Origin of the sequence: Streptomyces sp. 8L, assembly GCF_020176795.1 — a bacterium.
In the GTDB taxonomy this organism is placed as follows: domain Bacteria; phylum Actinomycetota; class Actinomycetes; order Streptomycetales; family Streptomycetaceae; genus Streptomyces.
This window is the reverse complement of record NZ_JAIUKE010000707.1, coordinates 1-4,139: the sequence shown is the minus strand read 5'-3', so window position 1 is coordinate 4,139 and position 4,139 is coordinate 1. Positions and strand designations below refer to the sequence as shown.

Here is a 4,139-nt window from a genome sequence, read left to right as displayed (position 1 = left end):
GGCGAGGAGGGAGTGGGTCGGGGTGAGGAGCAGGCCGACAGCAGCAGGGCGGCGGAGGCGAGGGCGAGCGGCAAGGCCGGGCGACGTGGGGTCATGTGTCCCTGTTTCTCAGGCCGGATGGACCGGGACGGGGGGGGGGGGGAGAGGGTGGTTGGACGAGCGCGCCCGCGCCGCGCAGCGCCGGCGGCGGGGGGGTGGTTTTTGGTTGGGTGTGGGGGGCCGGGGGCGGCCGGGGAAAGAGTGTGTCTTTCCCCGGCCGCGCATCACAGGAACTTGCCGGAGGCGTTGTTGTTCTTGAGGGATGCGTTCAGGTCCGCGTTGCCCTGTGCGGGGATGTCCTGGCATGCGACGGAGCAGTTGTATTTGCTGTTGTAGTAGACGCGGTACGTCTGGCTGCTCCAGCTGTCCACGTACGCCGCGTTGTTCTTCACACTGACGCCTGCGCCGTTGCTCCCGTTGTTGCCCGCGTAGAACTGCCAGGGTCCGTAGTCCGTAAGGTTCGCGGCGGTGGCGAAGACCGCTCCGTAGCCGTTCGACGAGGAGTTGTAGTAGAGGCACACGAAACCGCTGGTGCAGTCGCTGTGGGGCGGCAGTGCGGCGGGTGCCGCCGACGCGACCGGCGCGGTGGCCAGTCCGGTTCCGACAAGTCCGGCCGCCGCGACCGCGACGGCCATTGCTCTGGGGATGCGCATGGGTCTGGTCCGTCCTTCAGGTGAGGTCGTGCAGATGGGATGCGCGCGTCCGAGTCGGGGACCGGCTCGAACGGTGTGACAACTCCGCGTGAATCACGGGGAGTTATGAGTCATCCCAGCAGGCTTCGGTCACGCGTGGGGCGCGGAATGTTCAATGCCTGGCCAAGCCCCGCCCCCTGGCCTGATGCATCCTGAGGACGGGCCGGGTCCTGCCGCGGCCAGGAGTGGCACCGTCCGCGCTGAGCGGGGCCGTCCGGATCGCGGCGGTGCTGAGCGGGCTGCCGAGGCGCGGGCGGCGAAACCGGCTCGACCGGCTCACGCCCACAACGGGATCATGGGCGCATGGAGTTCCTCTGTTACCACCGCGACCGCCCCGGCTCCCTGCCACTGCGATAGGAGCTGCTGGCAGAGCATTGGGCCTACATGGACCAGTACGCGAAGGAGATGATCGTCCGGGGCCCCACCTTCGCCGACGACGGTGACACCCTCACCGGCAGTGTGCACCTACTCGACCTGCCCGGCCCCGCCGCCGCCCGCGCGTTCGCCTTCGACGAGCCGAACTACCAGGCGGGCGCCTACCGGGACGTGATGCTGCGACGGTGGCGCAACACACTGGGGCGCACCATGTGGGACTTCGCGGGCGGACGGACCGGCGGCAACCGGTTCCTGGTGATCGGCCTCGGTGCGGGCCGGGCCGCCGACCTCGCGGTGCCGCCCGGCGGGGACGAGTTGATCGCCTACGGACCCCTGCTGTCCGACGACGGTACCGTCTGGCTCGGCACGGCGGCGCTGGTCCGCGCTCCGGACCCGGACGCGGCGCGTGCCGTGCTGACACCGGACCGGTACGCCGCCGTCGAGGTGCACAACTGGCAGTTCGGCGGGCGACCTTCCTGACGGAGAACACGGAGAACACGGAGAACGCGGCGCCCGAGGCCGGCTCACGTGGGCGTCGCGCCGGGCGCGCCGTCGAGGGCGCCGCTGCCGCGCACCGCGAGGTCGTGGTCTGCCGAGGCCTTCGCCAGCAGGTCGGCCATGGCGTCCGCGGCCCGGTCCGGGTCCCGGGCCCGGATGCCGTCCACCACGGCGCGGTGGCTCGGCACCGGGTCGCCGGCGGTGTGGTGCCGGGCGTGGACGATGCTGTCGCGCGCGTGCAGGGCCGGCTCGATCACCTCGTGGAGGCGGGCGAGCAGCTCGTTGCCCGAGGCCGTGAGCAGCGCGCGGTGGAACGCCGTGTCCGCGGCCGCGGCGGCCACGGGGTCCTCCCCGGCGGCGCCCATGTCCTCAAGGGCTCTGTCGAGTGCGGACAGGTCCGCGTCGGTGCGGCGCCCGGCGGCCCGCCGTACTGTCGCAGGCTCCACGATCAGGCGCAGTTCGGCCAGGTCGCGCAGGAGCTCGTCGGCCTCACCGCCCGCCATGCGCCAGCGGATGACGTCCGCGTCGAGCACGTTCCACTCGGAGCGGGGGCGCACGAAGGTCCCGTGCTTCTGCCGGGCGGCGACCAGCCCCTTGCCCGCCAGGACCTTCAGGGACTCCCGGATCACCGTGAGGCTGACGCCGAACTCCTCGGCCAGCGCCCGCGGATCGAGCGTGGACTCCTCGCCCGCCTCGCCCGACACCACGAGGCGCCCGAGCGTCTCGACGATCCGGCCGTGCACACCCCGCCCCCGGTAAAACACCATCGGTGCACCTCTCTTCGTGTCGGCGGGCGGACCAGTGGCCGGACCGGCGGGCTGGCGGGCCCGTGGGCCGTTGGACGTACGGCTGGACGGACTTCAGCGGACGGCGCTGCCGGGAGCGGCGTCGAGCAGAGCCAGCTCGTCACGGTGCGGCAGGCCCTCCCAGTCGCCGGCCGTGGCCACGGCGAACGCGCCGGTGTCGATCGCGCGGCGCAGGCGGCCCTCGGCGTCGAGACCGTCCAGCAGACCGGACAGATAGCCGGCACAGAAGGCGTCCCCGGCCCCCACGGTGTCCCGCACCGGCACCTCGCGGGCCGGGGCGCGGTGGTGGCCGCCGGAGCGGGTGCTGACCTCCGCGCCGAGCGCCCCGCGTTTGACCACGACCTCGGCCACGCCCGCCGACAGCAGCGCGGCCACCCGAGACTCCTCCCCGTCGCCGTCCCCGCCCGCCACCACGGCCAGCTCGTCGTCCGAGGCCACCAGCACGTCCACCAGCGGGAGCAGGGGCCGCAGCGCCCGCACCGCCGCCGCCGTGTCCCACAGCCGGGCCCGGTGGTTGACGTCGAGGCACACCGTCCAGCCGTGCGCGCGGGCGTGTTCGGCGGCGGACCGCACCGCCGCGAGCGGCCCGTCGCCGAGCGCGCAGGTGATGCCGGTCAGATGCAGGACGGCGGCGCCCGCCGACAGGGCCGGGGCCACGTGCGCGGGCGTCAGGTGCGCGGCGGCCGATCCGGTCCGCCAGTAGTGCACCCGGGCCAGGTCGGCGACGCGGCGCTCACGCAGCATGGCGCCGGTCGGCGCCGTGTCGTCGGTGGTGGCGTGCCCGGTGTCGATGCCCTCGCCGCGCAGGGCGCGAAGGACCGCCCTGCCGGGTTCGTCCGCGCCCACGCGGCCGGCCCAGGCCGCCCGGTGGCCCAGCCTGGCGAGGCCCACGGCCACGTTCGACTCGGCGCCGGCGACGGTCGTGGTCGCCTGCCCGCCCGCGGTCAGCGGCCCGGAGACCTGCACCGCGAGCATGGTCTCGCCGAAGGTGAGAACGTCGGCGGCCTGGGCCCTCACGCGCCGACACCCCCGTCCCCGGCCGGCACGGCCTCGCGGCACACGGCGAGGAAGGCGCGGGCCCGCGCCCGCAGTTGGTCGCTGTCGCCGCCGCGGGCCGCGTCGCCGACCAGGGGCGATCCGACACCGACGGCGACGGCGCCCGCGGCCAGATAGGCCCGCGCGGCGTCCTGGTCGACCCCGCCGACGGGCACGAACGGGACGTGCGGCAGCGGGTCGCGCAGCGCGCGCAGCAGAGCAGGACCGCCGACCGAGGCGGGGAAGAGCTTCACGGCGTCCGCGCCTGCGCACACGGCGGTGTGCACCTCGGTGGGGGTGAGCGCCCCGGCCAGTACGGGCAGCCCGGCGGCGACCGCGGTGGCCACGGCCTCGGACACCACGGGCGTGACGATCCAGCCGGCGCCCGCGTCGGCGGCGGCCCTGACGTCGTCGGAGTCCAGCACGGTGCCGGCGCCGAGCAGGACCTCGGGACCCAGCACGCGCGAGGCGCGGCGTATGACGTCACACGCGTCCGCGGTGGTGAGCGACACTTCGATGAGGTGCACGCCCTCCTCGGCCAGGACGAGGACGGTCCGCAGGGCCGCCTCGGGGTCGGTGCCGCGCACGATGGCGACCAGGCGTTGCCGCCGCAGGCGGGAGACGAGTGAAGGCGCGGACGGAGGCATACGGGCGTGCTCCAGACGGTCGGGGGAGAGGGCGGGAAGGGAACGGG

5 protein-coding genes are annotated in these 4,139 nt (G+C 74.5%); 1 reads left to right on the top strand and 4 read right to left on the bottom strand.

The window, feature by feature from the left end; translation table 11 throughout:
* Positions 1-263: 263 nt before the first annotated feature.
* Positions 264-692: a hypothetical protein gene (locus LCE31_RS37520; RefSeq protein ID WP_225022568.1), complete on the bottom strand. Its 429-nt coding sequence runs from the start codon at positions 690-692 to the stop codon at positions 264-266.
* A gap of 399 nt (positions 693-1,091) precedes the next feature.
* Here LCE31_RS37520 and LCE31_RS37515 point away from each other — a divergent pair, with 399 nt between their 5' ends.
* A complete protein-coding gene (locus tag LCE31_RS37515) occupies positions 1,092-1,586 on the top strand; it encodes a YciI family protein (protein WP_225022570.1) in 495 nt (164 codons plus the stop codon).
* Between the two features lie 44 nt (positions 1,587-1,630).
* Here LCE31_RS37515 and LCE31_RS37510 read toward each other — a convergent pair whose 3' ends face one another.
* From LCE31_RS37510 to LCE31_RS37500, 3 genes are all read right to left on the bottom strand, one after another.
* Positions 1,631-2,371: a FadR/GntR family transcriptional regulator gene (locus LCE31_RS37510; RefSeq protein WP_225022567.1), complete on the bottom strand. Its 741-nt coding sequence runs from the start codon at positions 2,369-2,371 to the stop codon at positions 1,631-1,633.
* 93 nt (positions 2,372-2,464) lie between these two features.
* Positions 2,465-3,427 carry a sugar kinase gene (locus LCE31_RS37505; RefSeq protein WP_225022566.1) on the bottom strand — a complete coding sequence of 321 codons (963 nt, stop codon included), beginning with the start codon at positions 3,425-3,427 and terminating at the stop codon, positions 2,465-2,467.
* Positions 3,424-4,092 carry a bifunctional 4-hydroxy-2-oxoglutarate aldolase/2-dehydro-3-deoxy-phosphogluconate aldolase gene (locus LCE31_RS37500; protein ID WP_225022569.1) on the bottom strand — a complete coding sequence of 223 codons (669 nt, stop codon included), beginning with the start codon at positions 4,090-4,092 and terminating at the stop codon, positions 3,424-3,426. Before LCE31_RS37500 ends, LCE31_RS37505 begins: the two co-directional genes overlap by 4 nt.
* Positions 4,093-4,139: the final 47 nt, after the last annotated feature.